Source organism: Rhodococcus sp. NKCM2511 (assembly GCF_014905595.1).
Lineage (GTDB): Bacteria > Actinomycetota > Actinomycetes > Mycobacteriales > Mycobacteriaceae > Rhodococcoides > Rhodococcoides fascians.
The window spans coordinates 283,954-303,990 of record NZ_BNHJ02000003.1 but is presented as its reverse complement, the minus strand read 5'-3'; the positions used below and the strand labels follow the sequence as shown (position 1 = coordinate 303,990).

Annotated in this window: 18 protein-coding genes; 5 read left to right on the top strand and 13 right to left on the bottom strand. The window is 64.1% G+C overall.

Annotated features, from left to right (window positions below; genetic code table 11):
* Nucleotides 1-4: 4 nt before the first annotated feature.
* From JLZ96_RS20910 to JLZ96_RS20875, 8 genes are read right to left on the bottom strand one after another with little or no spacing between them, the layout of a single operon-like run.
* Nucleotides 5-628, bottom strand: coding sequence for a TetR/AcrR family transcriptional regulator (locus JLZ96_RS20910; protein WP_032375521.1), 624 nt, complete (start codon nucleotides 626-628; stop codon nucleotides 5-7).
* A 25-nt stretch (nucleotides 629-653) separates the two neighbouring features.
* A complete protein-coding gene (locus tag JLZ96_RS20905; RefSeq protein WP_032375412.1) occupies nucleotides 654-1,406 on the bottom strand; it encodes an enoyl-CoA hydratase family protein in 753 nt (250 codons plus the stop codon).
* Entirely contained in the window at nucleotides 1,406-2,566 is a 1,161-nt protein-coding gene (locus JLZ96_RS20900; protein WP_201011159.1) for an acyl-CoA dehydrogenase family protein, read from the bottom strand. Before JLZ96_RS20900 ends, JLZ96_RS20905 begins: the two co-directional genes overlap by 1 nt.
* Entirely contained in the window at nucleotides 2,563-4,539 is a 1,977-nt protein-coding gene (locus tag JLZ96_RS20895; RefSeq protein WP_201011158.1) for a biotin carboxylase N-terminal domain-containing protein, read from the bottom strand. The genes JLZ96_RS20900 and JLZ96_RS20895 overlap by 4 nt, the downstream gene beginning before the upstream one ends.
* A 7-nt stretch (nucleotides 4,540-4,546) precedes the next feature.
* Complete coding sequence (locus JLZ96_RS20890; protein ID WP_094715043.1) at nucleotides 4,547-6,145, bottom strand: acyl-CoA carboxylase subunit beta; 1,599 nt, start codon at nucleotides 6,143-6,145, stop codon at nucleotides 4,547-4,549.
* Nucleotides 6,142-7,290, bottom strand: coding sequence for an acyl-CoA dehydrogenase family protein (locus JLZ96_RS20885; protein ID WP_201011157.1), 1,149 nt, complete (start codon nucleotides 7,288-7,290; stop codon nucleotides 6,142-6,144). The genes JLZ96_RS20890 and JLZ96_RS20885 overlap by 4 nt, the downstream gene beginning before the upstream one ends.
* Complete coding sequence (locus JLZ96_RS20880; RefSeq protein WP_201011156.1) at nucleotides 7,287-9,014, bottom strand: acyclic terpene utilization AtuA family protein; 1,728 nt, start codon at nucleotides 9,012-9,014, stop codon at nucleotides 7,287-7,289. Before JLZ96_RS20880 ends, JLZ96_RS20885 begins: the two co-directional genes overlap by 4 nt.
* Nucleotides 9,011-9,823 (bottom strand): TIGR03084 family metal-binding protein, encoded by an 813-nt coding sequence (locus tag JLZ96_RS20875; RefSeq protein WP_201011155.1) that lies wholly within the window; start codon nucleotides 9,821-9,823, stop codon nucleotides 9,011-9,013. The genes JLZ96_RS20880 and JLZ96_RS20875 overlap by 4 nt, the downstream gene beginning before the upstream one ends.
* Before the next feature lie 94 nt (nucleotides 9,824-9,917).
* Here JLZ96_RS20875 and JLZ96_RS20870 point away from each other — a divergent pair, with 94 nt between their 5' ends.
* Nucleotides 9,918-10,991 carry an endonuclease/exonuclease/phosphatase family protein gene (locus JLZ96_RS20870; protein ID WP_201011154.1) on the top strand — a complete coding sequence of 358 codons (1,074 nt, stop codon included), beginning with the start codon at nucleotides 9,918-9,920 and terminating at the stop codon, nucleotides 10,989-10,991.
* 7 nt (nucleotides 10,992-10,998) lie between these two features.
* On the top strand, nucleotides 10,999-11,397 hold the full coding sequence (locus JLZ96_RS20865; RefSeq protein ID WP_201011153.1) for an ASCH domain-containing protein: 399 nt from the start codon (nucleotides 10,999-11,001) through the stop codon (nucleotides 11,395-11,397).
* 241 nt (nucleotides 11,398-11,638) lie between these two features.
* Here JLZ96_RS20865 and JLZ96_RS20860 read toward each other — a convergent pair whose 3' ends face one another.
* Nucleotides 11,639-12,310: a class F sortase gene (locus tag JLZ96_RS20860; protein WP_236254192.1), complete on the bottom strand. Its 672-nt coding sequence runs from the start codon at nucleotides 12,308-12,310 to the stop codon at nucleotides 11,639-11,641.
* A gap of 7 nt (nucleotides 12,311-12,317) precedes the next feature.
* On the bottom strand, nucleotides 12,318-13,751 hold the full coding sequence (locus tag JLZ96_RS25140; protein ID WP_201011152.1) for an ice-binding family protein: 1,434 nt from the start codon (nucleotides 13,749-13,751) through the stop codon (nucleotides 12,318-12,320).
* Nucleotides 13,752-14,157: 406 nt separating this feature from the next.
* Here JLZ96_RS25140 and JLZ96_RS20850 point away from each other — a divergent pair, with 406 nt between their 5' ends.
* On the top strand, nucleotides 14,158-14,835 hold the full coding sequence (locus JLZ96_RS20850) for a TetR/AcrR family transcriptional regulator C-terminal domain-containing protein (RefSeq protein ID WP_032365304.1): 678 nt from the start codon (nucleotides 14,158-14,160) through the stop codon (nucleotides 14,833-14,835).
* 7 nt (nucleotides 14,836-14,842) lie between these two features.
* Here the strand turns inward: JLZ96_RS20850 and JLZ96_RS20845 are convergent, their stop codons facing one another.
* The 3 genes from JLZ96_RS20845 to JLZ96_RS20835 form a co-directional block, all read right to left on the bottom strand.
* Nucleotides 14,843-15,568: an alpha/beta fold hydrolase gene (locus JLZ96_RS20845; protein ID WP_201011151.1), complete on the bottom strand. Its 726-nt coding sequence runs from the start codon at nucleotides 15,566-15,568 to the stop codon at nucleotides 14,843-14,845.
* A gap of 4 nt (nucleotides 15,569-15,572) precedes the next feature.
* Nucleotides 15,573-17,285 carry an MDR family MFS transporter gene (locus JLZ96_RS20840; RefSeq protein ID WP_052068758.1) on the bottom strand — a complete coding sequence of 571 codons (1,713 nt, stop codon included), beginning with the start codon at nucleotides 17,283-17,285 and terminating at the stop codon, nucleotides 15,573-15,575.
* A gap of 92 nt (nucleotides 17,286-17,377) precedes the next feature.
* Nucleotides 17,378-18,667 (bottom strand): nitrate/nitrite transporter, encoded by a 1,290-nt coding sequence (locus JLZ96_RS20835; protein WP_201011150.1) that lies wholly within the window; start codon nucleotides 18,665-18,667, stop codon nucleotides 17,378-17,380.
* Between the two features lie 73 nt (nucleotides 18,668-18,740).
* Between JLZ96_RS20835 and aroQ the strand changes: the two genes are divergently transcribed.
* Both aroQ and JLZ96_RS20825 read left to right on the top strand, forming a co-directional pair.
* A complete protein-coding gene (gene aroQ / locus JLZ96_RS20830) occupies nucleotides 18,741-19,175 on the top strand; it encodes a type II 3-dehydroquinate dehydratase (protein ID WP_045840697.1) in 435 nt (144 codons plus the stop codon).
* Between the two features lie 79 nt (nucleotides 19,176-19,254).
* Nucleotides 19,255-20,025, top strand: coding sequence for a thioredoxin domain-containing protein (locus JLZ96_RS20825; RefSeq protein ID WP_032390677.1), 771 nt, complete (start codon nucleotides 19,255-19,257; stop codon nucleotides 20,023-20,025).
* Nucleotides 20,026-20,037 lie beyond the last annotated feature (12 nt).

Sequence of the window (20,037 nt, the reverse complement as noted above, 5' to 3'; positions counted from 1 at the left end):
GCGTCTAGTGCGCTACCGCTCCTACGGCGGACAGCCGCGCGTTCAGCGAGGCGTCGAGCACATCGGCCCAGGCTCGCACGATTTCGACGCGGCGACGCGCGTCATCGGTCAGGACGTCTGCGAGACCGAGCCCACGCGCCAGGTCGAGCGTCGCCTGAACGAGACGGTGGGTGACGGGATCGTTGTCGTCGACTCCGAGGTTCTCGACGGCCATCGAGTGCGCTCGACGACCGAATCGCTCTTCGAGTGGAACGATCCGGTCGCGCAGCTCCGGGTCGGCCGACGCGGCTGTCCAGACCTGCAGCGCCGCCTTGAACATCGGACCCGTGTAGTACTCGACGAGCCTCTCCACCACCAGTTTCGTTCGGCCGGGGCCGGGCGGAATCTCCTGCGCCTCGCGGCGCGCGTGGTCCATCCGGGTGTCGAACATGTACTCGAGTGCCCCGGTGATGAGGTCCTCACGCGTCGGGAAATGGTGTTGGGTGGCACCGCGAGAGACGCCGGCGCGCTCGGCGACGACCCCGACCGTCGTTGCGCTCCAGCCCTGCTCGGCGAGCGAGTCGATCGTCGCCTCGAGCAGTCGCTGACGCGTCACCCTGCTGCGATCCTGCTTGGGTTCGCGCGCCATCACCATCTCCCTGCTCCTTCTCGACCTACTTTTCGGCAGCCCAGGACGGCGGCCTCTTCTCCAGAAAGGACATCATCCCCTCTCGGGCTTCCTCCGATGCAAACAACCTGGCCGATTGCTCGGCGACGGCCGTTCCGCGCTCGTCGATCTCGCGTCGGATCGCGGCGGTGGTGAGCTGTTTGGACTCGGCCAAGCCCTGCGGCGAGCACTTCCTGAACATGATCATGTAGTCGGCCACCGCGGCCGCGGGAACGGCGTCGGCCACGGTGACGAGACCGATCTCCTGGGCGGTGGCACCGTCGAACGTCTCGCCGGTGAGGAAATATCGACTCGCCGCCCGGGACGACAGTCGCGGCAACACGGCGACGGAGATGACCGACGCCGCCAGTCCGAGGCGAACCTCGGTCAGCGCGAACGAGCTTTCCGGTCCGGCAATGGCGACGTCGCACGCCGCCACGAGCCCCATCCCGCCTGCCCGCACATGACCATCGATCTGTACGACGACGGGTTTCGGGGTGTCGATGATCAGCCGCATCAGATCCAGCATCTGCCGAGTCCGAAGCTCCGGCGACGCCCCGGCCTCTCTGAGGTCGGCACCGGCGCAGAACGTCGTGCCGGTGTGACCGAGCACGATCGTTCTGATGTCGTCGTCGTGCGCCGCAGCGATGAGGCCCGCTGTCAGCTCCTCGACCAACACCGACGACAGCGCGTTTCGGTTCTGCGGCGAATCCAACGTCAAATACGCTGTGTCTTTGCCCGACTCGACGAGAACGGCCATCAGTAGCTTCTCGGCAGGCCGAGCGAGTGCTGGCTCACGAAGTTCAGGATCATCTCCCGGCTCACCGGAGCGACGCGGGCGATGCGGGCCGCTCCGAGCATCGCAGCCAATCCGTATTCACTGCTCAATCCGGCACCGCCGTGGGTTTGGATCGCCTGATCGAGTGCCTTGATACTGGCCTCGGCCGCAGCATATTTGGCCATGTTCGCGGCTTCTGCCGCTCCGAAATCGTCGCCGGAGTCGTAGAGCACCGCGGCCTTCTGCATCATCAATTTCGCCAACTCCAGCTCGATCTTGCACTGCGCCAACGGGTGCGCCAAGCCCTGGTGAGCGCCGATCGGCGTCTTCCAGACCGTCCGCTCGTTGGCGTATTTGACCGCCGCGTCCAGAGCGTAGCGACCCATACCGACAGCCATCGCGGCACCGAGAATGCGCTCGGGGTTCAAGCCGGCGAACAGCTGCATCAGGGCAGCGTCGGCCTCACCGACGAGCGCCTCGGCGGGCAACCGGACGTCGTCGAGGAACAGCACGAACTGATGATCGGGCTCGACGATGTCCATCTCCATCTGCGTCTTCTGCAGTCCGGGAGCGTCGGTGGGCACGATGAACAGCGCCGGCTTGAGTTTGCCGGTCTTGGAATCCTCGGTCCGCGCAACGATCAACACGGCGTCGGCCTGATCCACGCCCGAGATATAGATCTTGTTGCCCTTCAAGATCCATTCGTCACCGTCGCGACGCGCGGTGGTGGTGATCTGGTGCGAGTTCGATCCGGCGTCGGGCTCGGTGATGCCGAAGACCATGATCTTGGAACCGTCGGCGAGGGCGGTGAGCCACTCCTGCTTCTGGTCTGCCGTGCCGTACTTGCCGATGATTGTGCCGCAGATGGCCGGGCTGACGACGACGAGCAGTAGACCGGCACCGTGCGCGGCCAACTCCTCCTGGACGAGCGCAAGCTCGTAGATGCCTGCGCCGCCGCCGCCGTATTCCTCGGGCAGATTGACGCCGAGGAAGCCGAGCTTGCCCGCCTCGTTCCACAGTTCGGTCAGTGGCTCGCCCCTGCGAGCCTTGGGCAGCACGTAGTCGATGTAGTTGTACCGCTTGCCCAGTGACGAGACTGCGTTGCGCAGACCCTTCTGCTCTTCGGTTTCGATGAAACTCATGGTTGCTCCACTCCCTGCTCGGTGACTACTGGCGTGTCGGTGACTACTGCCAAGACCTGTCCTACCTCGACTTGCTGACCCTGCTGCACGTTCAGTTCGGTGAGCACACCATCGGCGGGTGCAGTCACGGTGTGCTCCATCTTCATCGCCTCCAGCCACAGAATGGGCTGGCCCGCGGTGACGGTATCTCCCTGCGCAGCAGCAATTCTGATGACGCTGCCCGGCATCGGCGCAAGCAGTGATCCGGCCGCCACCTCGTCGGTGGGGTCGGTGAACCTCGGTGCCCGAGCCAATCGAACGGGGCCCAGGGAAGAATCCACGAACACGTCGGACCCGTAGGTGCTCACTGCGAAGATACGACGAATCCCGTTGTCGTCGAGCGTCACCGAGGTCGGTGTGTGCTCCACCAGTTCGACACCCTCCACCGAGGAGGTGAGTCCGCTGCGTTCGATCGAGTATTCGACGGTGATGTCGTTGTACGTCTTGCGCTGCGGTTGCGACCGGAGATTGCGCCAGCCGCCGGGTAGACCCCGGTTCACCCGAGCTCGCGAGACGTTGCTCGCCGCGTCGGCCAAGGCAGCCGCGAGCGCCGACAATTCCTCGGCCCGGCCGTGCGCGATCGGCTGAGCCAGGACATCGAGGCCGTGCGTGTCGAAGAAGGCGGTATCGGTGTCGCCCGCCAGGAACGCCGGATGGCGCAGAATGTTGACCAGCAGATCGCGATTGGTCTTCAGACCGTGAATGGTGGCGTTCTGCAGTGCTTTCGCCAACAGAGTCGCCGCTCGGTCCCGCGTCGGGGCGAAGGAGATCACCTTGGCGAGCATGGGGTCGTACTGCGTTCCCACCACGCTGCCCGTCTCGACGCCGGAATCGACTCTGATGTATCCCGCTTTGTCCGACACCTCGAACTGCGCACCGGGGATGTCGAATCGGTGCACGGCACCGCTCTGCGGCTGCCAGTCCTGAGCCGGATCCTCGGCGTACAGCCGAACCTCGATCGAGTGTCCCCGTGTCGTGGGCTGTTCGGCCGGTAGCCGCTCCCCCGCCGCAACCTGGATCTGCAGGGCAACGAGATCCAGACCCGTCGTGCATTCGGTGACCGGATGCTCCACCTGCAAGCGGGTGTTCATCTCGAGGAAGAAGAAGTTTCCCTTTTCGTCGGCGAGGAATTCGACGGTGCCTGCACCCTCGTAGCCGATGGCCTCGGATGCCAGTGTGGCTGCCTCGAACAGCTTCTCGCGCATGCCGTCGATGCGTTCGACGAGCGGCGACGGAGCTTCCTCGACGACCTTCTGGTGCCTGCGTTGGATCGAGCATTCACGCTCGCCCACCGTCCACACCGTGCCGAATCGATCGGCCATGACCTGAACTTCGATGTGCCGCCCGGTTTCGATGTACCGCTCGATGAACACCGTTCCATCGCCGAAGGCCGACAGGGCTTCTCGTCCGGCTGCCTCGAGCTCCGACTGCAGTGCATCGAGACTGCGGACGATGCGCATCCCCCTACCGCCGCCGCCCGCGGAGGCCTTGATCAGTACCGGTAGCTCGTTCTCGGTGACCGACTCGGGATCGAGCCGAGTCAGCACCGGCACTCCGGCGTCGGCCATCATCTTCTTGGACTCGACCTTCGAGCCCATCGATTCGATGGCCTTGACGGGCGGTCCGATCCAGGTCAACCCGGCGTCGAGTACCTGCCGGGCGAATTCGGCGTTCTCGGAGAGGAATCCGTATCCCGGATGGACCGCGTCGGCTCCGGCCTGCACCGCGGCGGCGATGATCAATTCTCCGCGCAAGTAGGTCTCGGACGGGCTCTGCCCAGGCAGGCGCACAGCGGAGTCAGCCTCCCGCACATGGGGAGATGCCACGTCGGCGTCGGAGAAGACCGCGACGGTATCGATGCCCTCCGCGCGGCAGGTGGTGAAGACGCGTCGGGCGATTTCGCCGCGGTTGGCCACGAGGACTTTGTTCAGCATGCGGGCATCACATCCGGAAGACACCGAAGTTCGCGGTGCCTTCGATCGGGGCAGAGGCGATGGCCGACAGGCACATTCCCACTACCGTGCGGGTGTCACGGGGATCGATGACGCCGTCGTCGTAGAGGCGCCCGGACAGGAACATCGGCAACGATTCGGCTTCGATCTGATTCTCGATCATCGCGCGCAATCCGGCATCTGCCTCCGCGTCGAACGCTTGACCACGAGCTTCTGCGGCGGCGCGTCCGACGATGGAGATGACGCCGGCCAGCTGTGCGCCACCCATGACGGCGGATTTGCTGGACGGCCAGGCGAAGAGGAAGCGAGGATCGAAAGCACGGCCGCACATGCCGTAATGGCCGGCTCCGTAGGACGCCCCGAGCAGGATCGAGATGTGCGGCACCTTCGAGTTGGAGACGGCGTTGATCATCATCGATCCGTGCTTGATCATGCCGCCTTCCTCGTACTCCTTGCCCACCATGTAGCCGGTGGTGTTGTGCAGGAACAGCAGTGGCGTGTTCGACCGGTTGGCGAGCTGGATGAACTGCGTCGCCTTCTGCGATTCCTCGCTGAACAGCACGCCGCGTGCGTTGGCCAGGATGCCGATCGGGTAGCCGTGCAACTCTGCCCAACCGGTGACGAGCGAGCCGCCGTACATGGGCTTGAACTCGTCGAAGTCGGAACCGTCGACGATGCGGGCGATGACCTCACGGGGATCGAACGGGATCTTCAGGTCGGTGGGGACGATGCCGAGCAGATCCTCGGGATCGGCGAGTGGCTCGATGACCTCGGCCCGTGGCTCGGGCCCCTTCTTCTTCCAATTCAACCGGGAGACGATGCTGCGTCCGATACGGATGGCGTCCTGCTCGTCGACGGCGAAGTAGTCTGCGAGACCCGACTTCCGGGCGTGCATCTCGGCTCCGCCGAGCGACTCGTCGTCCGAATCCTCACCGGTGGCCATCTTCACCAGGGGCGGTCCGGCCAAGAACACCTTGGATCGTTCCTTGATCATGACGACGTGATCGGACATGCCGGGAACGTAGGCACCGCCCGCAGTCGAGTTGCCGAACACCAGGGCGATGGTCGGAATACCGGCCGCCGAGAGCTGCGTCAGATCGCGGAACATGCGTCCGCCGGGGATGAACACCTCTTTCTGCGTGGGCAGGTCGGCACCGCCCGACTCGACGAGAGAGATCACCGGCAGTCGGTTCTGGGTGGCGATGTCGTTGCCGCGGAACCCCTTCTTCAGGGTCCACGGGTTGCTGGACCCGCCACGGACCGTGGGATCGTTGGCCACGATGAGACATTCGACCCCGCACACGACACCGATTCCCATGACGGTGCTGGCACCGACGGGAAAGTCGCTGCCCCACGCCGCAAGTGGGCACAGTTCGAGAAACGCGGAATCCTCGTCGATCAACAATTCGATGCGCTCACGGGCGAGCAGCTTGCCACGCTTCTTGTGTCGATCGACGTACTTCTGACCGCCACCGAGCAGCGCCTTGTCGTGTTCGGCGTCGATCTCGGCCAGTTTGGTGTGCATGGCCTCGGTGGCACCGGTGTACTGCTCCGATGCGGTGTCGAGAGTGGACTTCAGCACGCTCATGCCTGGTATCCCAATCGTTTTGCGGCGAGGCCGGTGAGAATTTCGGTGGTTCCGCCGCCGATACCGAGGATGCGCATGTCGCGGTATTGCCGTTCGACCTCGCTCTCGCGCATGTACCCGAGTCCGCCGAAGAGTTGGACGGCTTGATTGGCCACCCACTCCCCGGATTCGACGGCGGTGTTCTTGGCGAAGCAGACCTCGGCGATGAAGTCACCGTCCTCCTGCATGGACCGCTCGACGAGGGAGCGGGTGTACACGCGGGCGATGTCGATCTTGCGCGCCATCTCGGTGACGGTGTTCTGTACGGATTGCCGTGCGATGAGCGGCTTTCCGAAGGTCTCCCGGTCTCGAACCCACTGCAGCGTCAGATCGAGGCACCGCTGCGCGCTGGCGTAGGCCTGAGCGGCGAGAGCGATACGCTCGGTGAGAAATGCCTGCGCGATCTGGATGAAGCCGCTGTTCTCGGCACCGACCAGGTTGGCCACCGGAACCCGGGCGTCGACGAAGGAGAGTTCGGCGGTATCGGAGGCGCGCCACCCCATCTTGTCGAGCTTGCTGGTGACCTCGAATCCCGGTGTGCCCCTCTCGACGACGAGGAGCGACACTCCGGCTGCCCCCTCGCCTCCCGTCCGGACCGCGGTGACGACGAAGTCCGCACGGCACCCCGAGGTGATGTAGGTCTTCGACCCGTTGACGACGTAATGGTCGGCGTCTCTGACCGCCTTGGTCCGCAGATGACCCACGTCGGAGCCGCCGCCCGGCTCGGTGATCGCGAGCGAGCCGATCTTCTCCCCCGCCAGCGTCGGCCGCACCCACTTGTCGATCTGCCCAGGATCTCTCGCGGCAACCAAGTGCGGCAACGCAATTCCACAGGTGAACAGAGAAGCGAACAGTCCGCCCGACGCGCCGGCCTGGTGCATCTCCTCGCAGATCAGCACCGCGTCCGCGAGATCACCGCCGTCGCCGCCGACGTCCTCGGGAAACCCTGCGCCGAGCAAACCGAGAGCGGCCGCTTTCTTGTGCAGCTCGCGCGGAATCTCGCCCTCGGTCTCCCACTGGTTCATATGCGGCGCGATGTCCTGCTCCACGAAACTGCGAACGGTCTTGCGAAGCTGCTGACGCTCCGGCGTCGTCCAAATGTTCATACGAGTGCTGCTTTCTTGTCGGGTCGTTCCGCAGGCTCCACTCCTGTGAACACGAGTGTTTCGGGAATGTCGATGTGCCGCGACCGCAGCCACTCACCGAGCCCCTTGGCCTGTGGATCGAATCTGGCCTGCGATGCAACGCCCTGGCCGAGAATGCCGTCGATGACGAAGTTCACCGCCCGCAGGTTGGGAAGTACATGCCGAGTGACAGTGAGTTTTTCGGCCTCGGGCAACATCTTCTTCAGGGTCTCGACCGTCAATGCGTGCACCAGCCAAGCGAATTCGTCATCGGTGCGCACCCAGACCCCGACGTTGGCGCTCCCACCCTTGTCTCCGCTGCGGGCGGCGGCGATGGTGCCCAGTGGTAGTCGGATGGTGTCCTCGGCGGCTCGCGGTGCCGGCAGCTTCGGTTCGACCAGCGATTCCAGGACTCGCGTCTGCGCCGAGGGTGCAATGCTGCGTTCGGTGCCGTCGGCCAGGTGGGCCGTATGCGGTACGTCGTGTGCGTCGACGAAACCTGCGGTGAACACCCCGTACGGGGCTCCGTTTCCGGGCGGTGCGGTGACCGAGAAGCCCGGGTAGCTGGCGAGCGCGAGTTCGACCGCCACAGCCGAGAACTGGCGTCCCACCGCGTCGGGGTTACTGTCGCGGGCGACGCAGCGCAGCAACGCGCTTGCGGTTTCCTCGGTCTCGGCGTCGGGCTTGTCGGTACGCACCAGAGTCCAGTCCAACTCGGTCGGTCGGGCGGGCAACCACGACTCGAACTGCCGTTGCGCCAGTTCGGCTTTGGCCTCGATGTCCAGGCCGGTCAACACCATCGTGAATTCGTTGCGGAAGCCGCCGAGTGCGTTGAGCGAGACCTTGTAGGTGGGCGGCGGCGCTTCTCCGGTGACCCCGCTGATCGATACTCGGTTGCTGGACTCCTGCGCCAGGACCGCCGTGTCGATGCGCGCGGTGACGTCGGGGTTCGCGTATCGGCCACCGGTGATCTCGTACAGCAGTTGCGCGGTGACGGTACCGACGCTGACGGCACCGCCGGTGCCCTCGTGCTTGGTGATGACGGAGGATCCGTCGGCTTCGATCTCGGCGATGGGGAACCCGGGACGGGACATGTCGGCGATCTCGGTGAAGAACGAGTAGTTACCGCCGGTCGCTTGAGTACCGCACTCGATGACGTGGCCCGCGATGACCGCGCCGGCCAGTGCGTCGTAATCGGTTGTCGACCAGCCGAAGTGAGCGGCGGCGGGGCCGACGATGACACTGGCGTCGGTGACGCGACCGGTCACCACGACGTCGGCACCGGAGTTCAGGCATTCCACGATTCCCCACGCACCGAGGTAGGCGTTTGCCGTCAGCGGGCTGCCGAGGCCGAGTTCGCCTGCCCTGCCAAGGAGGTCGTCGCCGTCCACGTAGCCGATCTTCGCGCCGGAATCCAGCTTCTCCAACGCCTCGACCAGTCCGCGCGGATTCAGTCCGCCGGCATTGGCGACGATCTTCACGCCCTTGTCGAGTGCCAGTCCGAGACAGTCCTCGGCCTGCCGCAGAAAGGTTTTGGCGTAGCCACGGGTCGCGTCCTTCATTCGGTCGCGTCCCAGGATGAGCATGGTCAGCTCGGCGAGGTAGTCACCGGTGAGGTAATCGAGGTTTCCTCCCTCGAGCATCTCCCGCATCGCGGACAGTCGATCTCCGTAGAAACCGGAGCAGTTGCCTATACGTACGGTCATGCTTTCTCGCGTCCTGCCTTGTCTCGTCCCTGTCCGGGAGGGCCTGCGAAGGCTTGGGCGATGGTGAGCCAGTGTGCGGCGTCGGCCCCGTCGGCTCGAACATCCAGGTCGTCGCGGTGTGCGCGCTGAGTGACGAGAAGGCAGAAGTCGAGTGCAGATCCGGTGACACGCTGTTCTGCGTCGTCGGGACCCCACGTCCACACTTCGCCCGAGGGTGCGGTGAGTTCGACTCCGAACGGTTCCGCCGGCGGAGTCTGCTCGTTGACGGCGTAAGCGAAATCCCGTGTCCTCACGCCGATGTGTGCGACTCCGCGGATTCGGTCGGTCGGCACGCGGGTCACGCCCAGCGCGTCGGCGACATCCTGTCCGTGGGCCCACGTCTCCATGAGACGGGCGGTGGCCATGGACGCGGCACTCATGGGCGGCCCGAACCACTGGATCTTGACGCCCGACGGGACCTGCTTCAGCGCGTCCGTCATGGCGTGGCGGCGGGTTCGCCAGGCGCTCAACAGTTCCGGATTGCCCGCTTCCTCCTCGGCGGCGGCGTCGACGAACCCGGTGGGATTCTCCCAGGCCTTTTTCAGCGTGCGAGCGAACTCCTCCTCGGCCGCGGTATCACCGGACGCTGCGGATGTGGTTCGCTCCGCGACGTGATCCGTCCACGACAGGTGCGCGATCTGATGTGCGATCGTCCAGCCCGCCGCCGGAGTAGGTGCCGCCCAGTGTTCGGGTGCCAGCTCGGCCACCAGCGCGTCGAGGTCGTCACCCTCGGCACGGAGATCGCCGACGAGTAAGTCGAGGTCTGCCATGGAACCAGCTTCACAAAGGCACGAGAAAAAAGCAAGCACGCTTGCTTGTTAATTCGTAACCTTACGTTCGCTTACCGTCTCTACGGTCGGAAACGTGAAAACGTCGAGACTTGTGGCCGTCGCCGTTACCCTCGCCGTCATGGCTGCCGGCTGTTCCACCACGGACCCGTCTGCTGCAGACCCGACCCCCGACGAACCGTCGAGCATCCGGGTGGCGACGTTCAACGCCAGTCTCAATCGGTCCGCGGCCGGACAGTTGGTCACCGACCTGAGCGCGGAGAACGCCCAGGCTCGCGCAGTAGCCGACGTGATCTCCGCGAACTCACCGGATGTGTTGCTGATCAACGAGTTCGACTATTCGGGGTCCGATGGCCCCACCCTCTTCAACGAGAACTACCTCGACGGGCAGTACCCGTTCTTCTTCACTGCTCCGGTGAACACCGGCGTCGACTCGGGACTCGACCTGGACGGGGACGGCGCACTCGGTGGCCCCGGTGACGCCTGGGGATTCGGACAGTTCCCCGGCCAGTACGGCATGGTGGTGTACTCGAAGTTCCCGATCGACACCGGTTCGGTACGCACGTTCCAGAACTTTCTGTGGAAGGACATGCCGAACTCGCTGTTACCGCGCGACTATTACGGAGAGAACGCAGACGCGCTTCGACTGTCCAGCAAGTCTCATTGGGACGTGCCCGTCGACGTGAACGGGAAGACGCTGCACGTGTTGGCTTCGCATCCCACTCCCCCGTCCTTCGACGGACCCGAGGACCGTAACGGTAAGCGCAATCACGACGAGATCCGGTTGAGCGCCGATTACATTTCCGGTGCCGACTACCTCTACGACGACAACGGCGTGCGAGGCGGACTCGACGAGGGAGCCTCGTTCGTGATGATGGGCGACCAGAACAGCGATCCGGTCGACGGCGACTCCGTGGCCGGTGCCATCGCACAGCTTCTGGATCTTCCGCGGGTTCGAGATCCGGCACCCACGTCCGATGGACATGGCACGGACACAGCTGATTTCGCTGATCCGACGCCGGGTGACCTGCGCGTGGACTACGTACTGCCCTCGGACGATCTGACCGTGCGCGGCTCGCAGGTGTATTGGCCCGATCAGGCCGAGCATCCGTCGGACCACAGACTGGTGTGGGTAGACCTCGAAATATGATGCGTGAGTGGCCGATCTGCCGATTGTCGAGTTCGCCTACCCGGGCCCACTACGGGACACGCTGGTTGCGGCCGTGCTGTCCGGAGCGAAGACCAGCACGGCAAGCCTGTTGGCTCAGTACACCGACGAGGAGCTGCCGAGGGTCGGTGAACGCGGTGCGGTGGTGAATTCGACGGGTGCCGCGGTCGGGGTCATCGAGACCACGGCCGTCGATGTCGTTGCGCTGAGCGATGTTCCGCTGCAGCATGCGCTCGACGAGGGTGAGGGATACGCCGATGTGGCGCTGTGGCGTGCCGGACACGAACGATTCTGGCAGTCCGTCGAAGTCCGCGAGGAGCTGGGCAATCCGAATTTCACGGTGAACGACGACACTCAGGTGGTGCTGGAGCGATTCGAGCTGGCATGAGGGTCTGCCTGTGCCGCTGTCACCACAGCCTGAAGACCGCGGGCCTGTGGACTCCGGTCATCCTTGCTGATGGCGTCGAATTCTGGGTCTCCAATGCTGGCACCACTGCCGTCACCGTGCCTGCAACAACGCAGCTCGCCGATTGCGGCCACCTACCGACCGTCTACCGCAGACCCCAAGGCGCGGAACAGCAGGTAGATTCATCGACCTCGAACTCGAGCCGGGCTAGGAAGGTAGCGCGTCAGACCCGATCCGCGTAGACGACGATGTTGTCCTCGTAACTGGCGACATCCGAATCGAATTGGCCACCGCATGTGATCAGACGCAACCCTGGGTGGTCGAGATCGCCGTACACCTTCTGGGTGGGGAAAGCATCCTTCGGATACTGCTCCACAGCGCTGACGACGAACCGGACCGTACTTCCATCCTCGGCAGTGACGGACACATCGTCTCCCTGCTCCAGTTCGCGGAGTCGGTAGAAGACACCTGGACTACCGGCCCAATCCACGTGGCCGGCAACGATGGACGGTCCCAGCTGACCGGGGACCGGCGATCCGGTGTACCAGCCTGCGGGAAAACCGCCCGGCGGGACTTCCATTGCTCCATCGGGATTCAACCCGAGGTCCATCACATCGGAATCGACACCGATCGCGTCGATCTCGATACGTTCGGGCGGAGACGCAACATCCTCGGCCGAACCACCGCCCTGGGCAGGGATCGAATTGGGTTGAGCAACAACGTCAGCCGATGTCGCCGCTGACGTTCGAGTCGGAGCGGGTTCATCGACGGGTGTCGCACACCCCGACACGAGGGCCACCACCATCAGGCAGGCTGCTGCCGCAGCCCGCACTGCAACCCGGCGACGGGTTACAGTGCGGGAAACTTCTGCAGCAGTATCGATCTCAGTGGTCACGTGTTACTCAGCGTCGACGACGGCTGAGCGCCAAGGCGGAGACCCCGCCTGCAGCGAGTACCAACAGCACAGCCCACATCGACGTCATCGACGCCGCGCTCGGCCGCACGCTGGTGCTGCCATCGCCCGTTTCGACTCCACCGTTGGGAATCTGGGTGATCTGGCCACCGGGGTTGTATGTACCCGGCTGATCAGGGCCGCCCGGCTGATCGGGAGTGCGCGGCTGATCGGGAGTGCGCGGCTGGTCCGGAGTCCGAGGCTGGTCCGGGGTGTTCGGCTGATCCGGAGTCCGAGGCTGGTCCGGAGTGTTCGGCTGATCCGGCGTGTTCGGCTGATCCGGCGTGTTCGGGTTGTCCGGCACGTTCGGGATACCCGGAATCGGCGGAAGCGTGATGCCGGGGATCGGCGGCAGACCCGGAATCGGGGGTACTTCGATGACGATCGGCGGCGTACCGCCACCACCGCCGTCACCCGGTGTACCCGGCGTGCCTGGCGTACCGCCACCATCACCCGGCGTACCGCCGCCGCCACCCGGGGCGGTCGTCGTTGTCGTAGGTGCCGGTGTCGTTGTCGTAGGCGCCGGCGGTGTGGTCGTCGTGACCGGAGGCGTCGTGGTCGTGACCGGAGGGTTCGTGGTCGTGACCGGCGGTTCGGTGATCCCACACTCTGCGTTGCTGATCGTGTTCGAGTCGAGGGTGACTGCGCCGGTCAAAGCCAGGAGTCGTCCCCGCACATCGGCATCCGTCGTCGCGGTGATCGAGGCCTGCGCCATGACCGTGCCGACGAAATCGGTGCCGGTACCGAGAGTGGCCGAGCTTCCCACCTGCCAGAACACGTTGCACGGACTGGCCCCGTTGATCAGCGACACACTGCTGTTCGACCCCGTGATGAGAGTGGATCCAGCTTGGAAGATGAAGACCGCAGCGGAATTGCCTTGCGCATCGAGGACCAAAGGCAGAGATCCAGTCAGTCCGAGCGTGTCGCCCTTGTACAAACCGGCATACCGAGTGGTACCGCCCAGCTCGACCGGGACCAGTTCGGGACCAGACCTGTTGGCAGCGTTGGTATATGCAACCTGCAGAGCAGCTTTCGCATTCAAGGCCCGTTCGTTCTTGTCATCGATCACGCCGTTGGTAATTTGGCCTTGCAGCAGGCCGCTGACGCTCGAAGGGTTCCCGTCACCAGGGCTCACACCCACGGAGCCGTTGATCACAGATCCACCCGCATCGGTCACGGTGGAGCCGGCAAGAATTGCGTACGGCTCTGCGGCACCGAGACCGACGGTGGGGACGACGACAGCAGGTGATTGAGCGTCGGCCGAAGAGGCGTTGACCAGCATGAGCGCGCTGGTTGCCAGTGCGACGGTACCGACGAGGGGAATCAACGCCGAGCCCTTGCGTCGGGATGTGGACGGCGCAGGACGGTGTTGCGGAGAGTACATGGTGTGTACCGATCTGCTCGAGGAGATGCGTGCGAGGCTTGTTGCCGCACAACGCGTTATGAATATCGATTCCCCCGACGAGATTCGACAGAATTTAAGATGTCACGCGACGGTCGACGATGGTCACTGGAATTCACCAGGGGCGTCGAGGTCTCGCGGAATCCGTAGATCGGTGGCGTCGCCGGCTGGCTGTTCAACTGCGCGACATGAGTAGAGGGGGCGCGGAGGCTCGTGGCCCACTCCGCAACAGCGAGTTTCCCCGTATCTCTACGGTGTAGAACTACAGCACACCATGTGTAAGGTCTGGGGTCAAGCGAAAAGCGTTGGTGAACAATAAGATTGTTTGTCGACCGAAAGCCGATCGGCGTGCCGCTTACTCGAATACCGACATCGGCGGAGCAATGTGATGACCCCCTCGGATCGCAGTAGCCACAACTCTAGGGACAGAATCGACCACGAATTCGTCGTGTCGGCCGCCCTCGCCATCATCGACGACACCGGACTCGACAGCCTGACCATCCGCAGTCTGGCTGTCTCGATCGATCGCGACCCCATGACCGTGTACCGGTACGTCGCCACCAAGGAAGCACTACTCGACGCCGTTGCCGATTCGATTCTCGGAGACCTCGTGTCGGTGGACGGATCGGACACCGATTGGCGACGTCAGCTGACGATCTTCGGCCGGCACTATCGCGAACTCGCCTTGGCACACCCGCGCGCGGCCGTTTTGCTGGCGACTCGGCCCCGGTCCACTCCGCTGGGCCTGGGCACCACCAGGTCCCTGATGTCACTCGAAGGCATATTGAGCCTGTTTGCCACCGCGGGATTTACTGTCCCCGAGGCGCTCTCGGCCTACCGGTTGCTGATGTCGATGCTCCGCGGTCACGTGCTCAGTGAAACGCAGGAGACGACGGACAACCCGGACGAGACCGTCGACAGACTCAGCCTCGCGTTGCGCAGACTCCCGATCGAGGACTTCCCGATCATGTCCGTACTGCCACCACTCATCACCGCATACGACGGTGCCCGCGAGCTCGATCGCGGATTGAAGGCCCTGTTCGACGGCCTGCGTCACACACCGTGACCACGGATCAGGCTCGGCGAATGGGCGCGAACGTCTGCACTGCATCCCGGGTGAAGAAGTCCAGCAATATCGCATTGGACAACGCGGGCTTCTCGACCAACACACCATGCGAGGTACCCGGGACTATTGCCAGCTCGGCGACCGGCATACCTCGGTAGAACTCGGCAGCATGCTCGATGCTCACCTCGTCGTCGTCACCGATCATCACCAGAGTGCGCACCGACAACGCGGCGAGATCGCTCGCAGTCAGTGCGGGATCTGCACTGTGCATATCGTCGAGCCGGCGTACGAAATCGCTACGGTCGGCGTCGCCGAGTCCGGACTGCCCGCCGCCCCAACCGTCGCGATGAAAGACACTCGCGACGCAGGCGAGACGATCCACCAGATCCGGGCGTAGCAGTGCGACCAGTAGCGCTACGACACCGCCGTCGCTGCACCCGGCCAACCGCGTAAGTCGCCCGACGACCTGCTCGATGAACGCAATGGTGTCGTCGACCATGTCCGAGAACGTCAACTCGGAGGAGAGACCAGGCCCGGAAACATCAGGGGTGCGGCCATGCCCTCGACGTTCGGGGGTGAGCACCCGAAACGCCGAGGACAGCCCGGCGACAGTGACATCCAGCGCTCGCGCATCAGCGCCCCCAGGATGGAGAAGGACCAGCGGTTCCCCGTCGCCCACCTCGGCGTACCAGGTGTCCACCGAGCCGAGCCGAACCCAGTTCTCCGAACTCACGCCATCAATGTAGACCGGTGCCCACGTCGTTCGCTCGCTCTTCGTCGCGTTCCTGCTGAGCTGCCGCCAGACCCGACATCGTGCGCAGCGGCACCTCCTTGAGGAAGAGCACCAGGACGAATCCGAGGAGCATCAGGATCGACACGGCCAGGAACACGTAGTCCATCGCGTCGGAGAAGCCGATGCGGAACGGCTCGGCGAGCGCGGGATCGAGCTTCTGGATGAACGAACTGTCCTGCAAGGCACTACCGGCAACGGATGCATCACCCGAGGCGATGGCCTTCGCGAACCCGGACTCCAACGGATCGGCACTGGTGGCCGCGCTCTGCACGGCCTGCTGGAACGCGGGCGTCGAACCGGCGGCGACCAACGCATCGCCGGTCTTGGGCGTCAGCTGAGTGAACAGCATCGACAGGAACACCGCCACGCCGACCGTCGCACCGATCTGACGGAAGAACGTTGCCGCCGAGGTGGAGACACCCATATCCTTGGGCGGCATCGCATTCTGGATGGCCAACGTGAGCGGCTGCATCATCGAACCGAGACCGAGACCGAACACACCCATCACGACCATCGTCTGCCACAACGGAGTGTCGGCGTGCACGTAGTGGAACGTGAACATGGCGATCGCCATCAGCGCAGTGCCGACGATCGGAAAGATCTTGTACCGCCCCGTCTTCGAGATGATGGAACCCGACACGATGGACGCGATCATCAGTGCGCCGACGAGCGGCAAGGTCTGATAACCGGCGAGAGTCGGCGAGGAACCCTTGACCACCTGCAGGTACTGCGGCAGCAACGAGATACCGCCGAACATGGCTGCGCCTGCGATGACACTGACGGCAATACACAACGAGAACAACGGGTTTCGGAAGAACCGCATAGGGATCAGGGCGTCGTCGCCCATCTTGATCTCGGCGAGAACGAACGCGATGACGCCCACGATGCCGATCCCGAAGCACAGCAGTGCCCGCGGCGAACTCCATCCCCAGACGCGGCCCTGCTCGGCGATGATCAGCAGCGGCACGAGCCCGACGCTGAGAAGCACTGCGCCCCACCAGTCGACGCGGGCCTCGCGGCGGTAGACCGGCAGGTTCAGGACCCGCCAGACGACGACGAGCGCGATGATGCCCAGCGGAACGTTGATGTAGAAGACCCAGCGCCAGCCGGTGATGCCGAGGATGGACGACTGTCCGGCCAGCAGACCGCCGATGACCGGCCCGAGCACACTGGACGTACCGAACACCGCCAGGAAGTAACCCTGATACTTGGCGCGCTCACGCGGGGGCACGATGTCGCCGATGATCGCCAACGCCATCGACATCAAGCCACCTGCACCCAACCCCTGCACGGCCCGGAAAGCTGCGAGCTCGTACATCGATGTCGCGATGCCGCACAGCATGGACCCGACGACGAATATCGAGATGGCCGTCATGAAGAACGGCTTGCGCCCGTAGAGATCGGAGAGTTTGCCGTACAGCGGAGTCGAGACAGTGGACGTGATCAGATATGCCGTCGTCACCCAGGCGAGAACGGAGAACCCGTTCAGGTCGTCGGCGATGGTACGTACCGACGTGGACACGATCGTCTGGTCGAGAGCCGCCAGGAACATGCCCATCATCAGACCCGACAGAATCGTCATGATCTCGCGGTGCGAGTACTCGCCACTCACCGCACTCGCTTCACGCTCGGCGGTCGCTTCAGGCTCGCTTACCATCTCTTTGTTTCACCTTTACGTAACGTTTGCTTGTGTCCTACAACGATATTCGGACCACCAGCATGCTCGTAGAAAGCCGACTAAGCAAAGGTTTATTTGCGGCGCATCCGGTCTCGGACCTCGCGCATCGTGTGCGGGTGGATGCCGTCGGCCGCGAGCACCTTGCGCGTCTTGCGCCGTGTCGCCAGCACCCCGATGATCGCGATGATCCACACGGGAAACTGCACCAGCATCGCGACCCGGAAACTGTCGAAGTCGTAACCGCCCATGGCGTCGAGAATCCACCCGATCGCCGCGATGACCAACAGCGATGCCAGGAAGCCGCCGATGTTGACCATCCCCTGAGCCGTCCCCAGATTGGCACTCGGATTGAACGTGCGGGCGAGGTCGAATCCGATCACCGACCCGGGCCCACCCACGGAAATCACCACGACGAGCAGAACGAGCAGCCACAGCGGCGCAGGTCCGGGCAGCGACAGCACGATGGCCCACATCGTGGCGTTGCTGACCATGATCGCCAGCACCAGCCAGGACCGACGCATCGGGTAGCGCCCGGTGAGCAAACCGAGCACGATGCCCGACGCCACCGCCGACAGCACCGACAACGTCAGCAGCGCTCCGGCCGTCGACGCCGACAATCCCTGAGCGGTGGTCATGTACGGCACACCCCACAACAAGGCGAACGTGGTGATCGAGAACTGGGTCCCCATGTGCGAGAAGAATCCGAGCCGGGTTCCCGGTCGTCGCCACACCTCGCCGATGGAGTCCAGCGTCTGCCGCAACGACGTCGGCTCCGGTTCCGGAACAGTGCTGTCGTCGGGACGATCTCGAATCAGAGCGAGCGAGAGGACGAGTGCGAGCAAACCCAGTGCCGCCGCGCTACCGAAAGCGAACGTCCACCCCGGCCCGTTCAACAGAATCAGAAACGGCACGGCCGAGAGCACCTGCCCGAGCTGACCCAGCAGCCCGGTCAACTGGGACACGATCGGCACCCGCCGCGGCGAGAACCAACGCGGCACCAGACGCAGGACCGAGATGAACGTCAGCGCGTCGCCGATGCCCACGAATGCACGTGCCGCCACCGCGACCGGCAGCGATTCGGTGAGCGCCAACGTGATCTGCGCCGACGCCATGATCAGCGCACCGGCAGCGATCATCTTGCGCGAACCGATCCGATCCAGCAGCACTCCGGCCGGAATCTGCATCGCCGCATACACGACCACCTGCAGCACCACGAACGAGGACAACAGAGACGGGGAGATCGAGAACCGGTCCGCAGCGCTCAGCCCTGCGACCCCGAAGGCCGTCCGATGCAGCACCCCGATGACATACGCGAAGACACCGACGCCCCACACCACCCAGACTGTCTTGCCAGTACTCACCGGACGATTGTGTCAACCACGCTGTGGAATGATCGGACCCGGTAGTTCGTAGAGCAGGAAAGCGAGTGACGTCATGGCCAAGCAAGTGCTGGTGCTCAACGGTCCGAACCTGAACATGCTCGGCACCCGCCAGCCCGAGGTGTACGGCAGCGCCACCCTCGCCGACGTCGTCGCCCTGTGCGAGAAGACCGCCGCCACACACGGACTCGACGTTAAAGCAGAGCAGTCCAACCACGAGGGACAGTTGATCGACTGGATCCACGAGGCACGCGGGGTGGCGTCGGGCATCGTCATCAACCCCGGCGGACTGACCCACACGTCGGTGGCGCTGCGTGACGCACTCGTCATCCCCGAGGTCCCGATCATCGAGGTGCACATCTCCAACGTGCACGCCCGCGAGGAGTTCCGGCACCACTCCTACGTCTCGCCGATCGCCAGCGGAGTCATCGCCGGACTCGGCATCGACGGATACCGATTCGCGATCGAACGACTCGCTGCTCTTATTTGATACTGCTCTTATCTGATACTGCACTTGTTCGACACAGCTCTCATCTGACACTCAGGTTGTCCTGCATAAACTGGTCGCCGTGAACACCAGCAACAAGGCATCGAGAGACGGCAGAGCGTCCAAGGACATCCGGGCAATGCAGAACGGCGACAAGAATCGTCGAACGCTGATCCAGATTGTCGTCGCGGTCGTTCTCATCGCACTCGTTGCAGCCATTGCTCTGTTCATCGTCAACAAGGATTCGACGTCGGGTGAGGCATCTCCCGACGCGAGTTCCACATCGGGCCCGCAGCTGACTCCCACGTCACTCACCGCGAACGGTGCCATTCGTTTCGGCAACCCCGATGCCACCACTGTCGTCAGCGTCGTCGAGGACTTCCAGTGCCCGGCCTGCAAGGCATTCGAGTCGGTCAGCGGATCGACTCTGCAGCAGCTGGCCGACGCAGGCAACGTCGCCGTCGATTACCGTCCCATCTCCATTCTCGATCGCTTCTCGAACGGCACGATGTATTCCACTCGTGCTGCGAGCGCGTCGATCTGCGTCGCCGAGAACGATCGGGACAGTTGGATGAACTGGCACAACTCGATGTTCGCCGAGCAGCCCGCTGAGAACGGCAACGGTTTGCCCGACGACAAGCTCGTCGAGATCGCCGCCGCAGCCGGTGCCGACTCCCCCACCACCGCGTCGTGCATCACCGACGGCAGTTACACGGACTGGGTCACCACCCAGACGCAGACCGTCATCGGCGAGGGCATCAATGGAACGCCGAGCGTCCGCGTCAACGGCACCGACGTCGCCACTCCGACACCCGAGAACATCCTCGCTGCCGCCGCGGCAGCCGGAAACTGAGCAGCAACCGGT